Source organism: Rhodococcus sp. CX (assembly GCF_015865005.1).
Taxonomy (GTDB): Bacteria; Actinomycetota; Actinomycetes; order Mycobacteriales; family Mycobacteriaceae; genus Rhodococcus.
The window spans coordinates 29,874-33,291 of record NZ_JADZGH010000009.1; the positions used below are offsets into that span (position 1 = coordinate 29,874).

Below are 3,418 nucleotides of genomic sequence, written 5' to 3' on the forward strand. Positions count from 1 at the left end.
GGCGGCTGCCGGGGTGCCGGGCGTGGTCCGACACGGCCCGGGCGTCGTTCGACACAGTCGGGTGTCGCCGGTTTGACCCTGGCAGTCACCTTCCCGTAATCTTGCACAGTCGCTACTCGCGATAGAGCCGTGCTGCGCCTGGATTCCGGGAAATCCGAGAAATCGGGCAAGCTTGCGGGCTCCGAGTCAGCAACCACACAGACCAGTCGCGCTGCACACCGTGGCGCGAGCACGTTCGAACTAGCAAGGGGTAGCCGTCCGATGGCAACGTACGCGATCGTCAAGACCGGCGGTAAGCAGTACAAGGTCGCTGAGGGCGACCTCGTCAAGGTCGAGAAGATCGAGGGTGAGCCCGGCACGGCTGTCTCGCTTGCTCCGGTCCTCGTCGTCGACGGGTCCGAGCTGACCACCGACGCCGACAAGCTGGCCAAGGTCTCGGTCACCGGTGAGATCGTCGAGCACACCAAGGGCCCGAAGATCCGCATCCACAAGTTCAAGAACAAGACCGGTTACCACAAGCGCCAGGGCCACCGTCAGAAGCTGACGGTCGTCAAGGTCACCGGCATCAAGTAACTCGAGACTTCCAGCTTCAACCCCAGGAGGGTTCGTCATGGCACACAAGAAGGGTGCATCCAGCTCCCGTAACGGTCGCGATTCGAACGCGCAGCGACTCGGCGTCAAGCGTTTCGGCGGCCAGGCCGTCAACGCCGGCGAGATACTCGTGCGTCAGCGCGGCACCCACTTCCACCCCGGCGTGAACGTGGGACGCGGCGGCGACGACACGCTGTTCGCCCTTGCTGCCGGCTCGGTCGAGTTCGGCACCAAGCGCGGTCGCAAGACCGTCAACATCGTTCCGGTCGCGGCAGACGCCTGATCTGCCGTCCGATTCGGACGCTGCGAGGGTGTCCCTCGCGACATACTCCCAGTAGGGGCGGACCAGGGTCGCATACCCGGTCCGCCCCTACTGTTTTCGTTTACACCCCTGATTTTCGTATACACCCCGATGCCCAATGTCATCGGTTCTTCGGACGGAGAGAGGTCCACCCATGTCCCGCTTCATCGACCGGGTGGTGCTGCACGTCAGCGCCGGCAAGGGCGGCAACGGTTGCGCCTCCGTCCATCGCGAGAAGTTCAAGCCGCTCGGCGGCCCCGACGGCGGTAACGGGGGCAACGGCGGCGACGTGATCCTCGAAGTGGACGGCAGCGTGCACACGCTGCTCGACTTCCACTTCCACCAGCACGCCAAGGCCACCAACGGCGCGCAGGGCGCGGGCAGCAACCGCGACGGCGCGAACGGCGCCGACCTGGTGCTCAAGGTGCCCGACGGCACCGTCGTCCTCGACTCCGACGGAAAGGTGCTCGCCGACCTCATCGGCGTCGGCAACCGGTTCGTCGCGGCGAAGGGCGGCCGCGGTGGTCTCGGCAACGCCGCGCTCGCCTCCAAGGCCCGCAAGGCCCCCGGCTTCGCGCTGCTCGGTGAGGAAGGCGAAGAACGCGACCTCGTCCTCGAACTCAAGTCCGTCGCCGACGTGGGCCTGCTCGGTTTCCCGTCCGCGGGCAAGTCGTCGCTGGTGTCGGTGCTGTCCGCGGCGAAGCCGAAGATCGCCGACTACCCGTTCACCACGCTGGTCCCGAATCTCGGTGTCGTGCAGTCGGGCGACACGACCTTCACCGTCGCCGACGTGCCGGGCCTGATCCCGGGCGCGAGCGAAGGCCGCGGCCTGGGCCTGGACTTCCTGCGGCACATCGAACGCTGCGCGGTGCTCGCCCACGTCGTCGACTGCGCGACCCTCGAACCGGGCCGCGACCCGATCTCCGACATCGACGCACTCGAAGCCGAACTCGCCGCCTACCAGCCGGCGCTGTCGGGGGACAGCAGCCTCGGCGATCTCGCCGACCGGCCCCGGATCGTCATCCTCAACAAGGCCGACGTGCCCGACGCCGCCGAACTCGCCGAGTTCGTCACCCCGGAACTCGAGGCCCGCGGCTGGCCGGTGTTCACCATCTCGGCGGTCAGCCGTGAAGGTCTGCGTCCGCTGACGTTCGCGCTGGCCCGGATGGTCGAGGAGTACCGGGCCGCGCATCCGCCGGCGGCACCGAAGCGTCCGGTCATCCGGCCGGTGGCCCGCGACGAATCCGGCTTCAGCGTCATCGCCGACCCGGAGACCCCCGGCGGTTTCATCGTCCGCGGCACCCGGCCGGAACGTTGGGTGCGGCAGACCGCGTTCGACAACGACGAGGCCGTCGGCTACCTCGCCGACCGGCTCGCGCGGCTCGGTGTCGAGGAAGAACTCGTCAAGCAGGGCGCCGAACCGGGCTGCTACGTCACCATCGGCGACGTCAGCTTCGAATGGGAGCCGCAGACCCAGGCCGGTGTCGACATCGTGCCCACCGGACGCGGCACCGACGCGCGGCTCGACCAGGTCGACCGCGTCAGCGCATCCGAGCGTCGTCACGCGAAGAAGGTCCGTCGCGGTCTCGCCACCGACGACGACGAATTCTAGATCGGCGCCCACCCGAAAGGCAGGCCAGAACCACCGTGAGCGACACCCGCGAGGTCATCGCTTCCGCACGCCGCGTAGTCGTGAAGATCGGCTCGTCGGCCATCACCAGCGTGGTCGGCGGCCTCGACCGTGACCGCCTGGACCGGCTCGTCGACGCGATCGAGGCCCGCATGCAGGCGGGGTCCGACGTCACGGTCGTGTCCTCCGGGGCGGTCGGCGCCGGTCTCGCGCCACTCGGGCTGACCAGCCGGCCTCGCGACCTGGCCACCAAGCAGGCCGCCGCCAGCGTCGGCCAGCTCGCGCTCGCCCACGCGTGGGGCACGTCCTTCGCCCGCTACGGCCGCACCGTCGGTCAGGTGCTGCTCACCGCGGACGACATCGGCCGCCGGACCCAGCACCGCAACGCACAGCGCACCCTGGACCGGCTGCGGGCGCTGCACGCCGTTCCGGTCGTCAACGAGAACGACACGGTCGCGACCACGGAACTGCGGTTCGGCGACAACGACCGGCTCGCCGCGCTCGTCTCGCACCTCGTCGGCGCCGACGCGCTGATCCTGCTGTCGGATGTGGACGGTCTCTACGACGGTGATCCCCGCAAGGGCAGCGCCACGCTGATCCCCGAGGTCACCAGCCCCGAGGACCTCGACGGGGTTGTCGCCGGATCCGGCGGCGCACTCGGCACCGGCGGGATGGCGTCGAAACTGTCCGCGGCGCGCCTGGCCGCCGACTCGGGGGTGCCGGTGCTGCTCACCGCCGCCTCGCAGGCCGATCGGGCGCTCACGACCGCGGACGTCGGCACCGCCTTCGCGGCCCGCCCGGACCGCATGTCCGCCCGCAGGTTCTGGGTGCGGCACGCCGCCGACGTCCACGGTGAGCTGCACCTCGACGCCGGGGCGGTCCGCGCTGTCGTCGAG

4 protein-coding genes are annotated in these 3,418 nt (G+C 69.5%); all 4 read left to right on the forward strand.

The features are described 5' to 3' along the window. Nucleotides 1-261: 261 nt before the first annotated feature. Complete coding sequence (gene rplU / locus I0Q12_RS00790) at nucleotides 262-573, forward strand: 50S ribosomal protein L21 (protein ID WP_197250141.1); 312 nt, start codon at nucleotides 262-264, stop codon at nucleotides 571-573. Nucleotides 574-610: 37 nt separating this feature from the next. Further along, nucleotides 611-874, forward strand: coding sequence for a 50S ribosomal protein L27 (rpmA, locus tag I0Q12_RS00795; RefSeq protein WP_197250142.1), 264 nt, complete (start codon nucleotides 611-613; stop codon nucleotides 872-874). A gap of 172 nt (nucleotides 875-1,046) precedes the next feature. Further along, entirely contained in the window at nucleotides 1,047-2,504 is a 1,458-nt protein-coding gene (gene obgE / locus I0Q12_RS00800; RefSeq protein ID WP_197250143.1) for a GTPase ObgE, read from the forward strand. 35 nt (nucleotides 2,505-2,539) lie between these two features. Further along, nucleotides 2,540-3,418, forward strand: an 879-nt coding sequence (proB, locus tag I0Q12_RS00805; protein ID WP_197250144.1) for a glutamate 5-kinase, incomplete at its 3' end; no start/stop codon positions are given.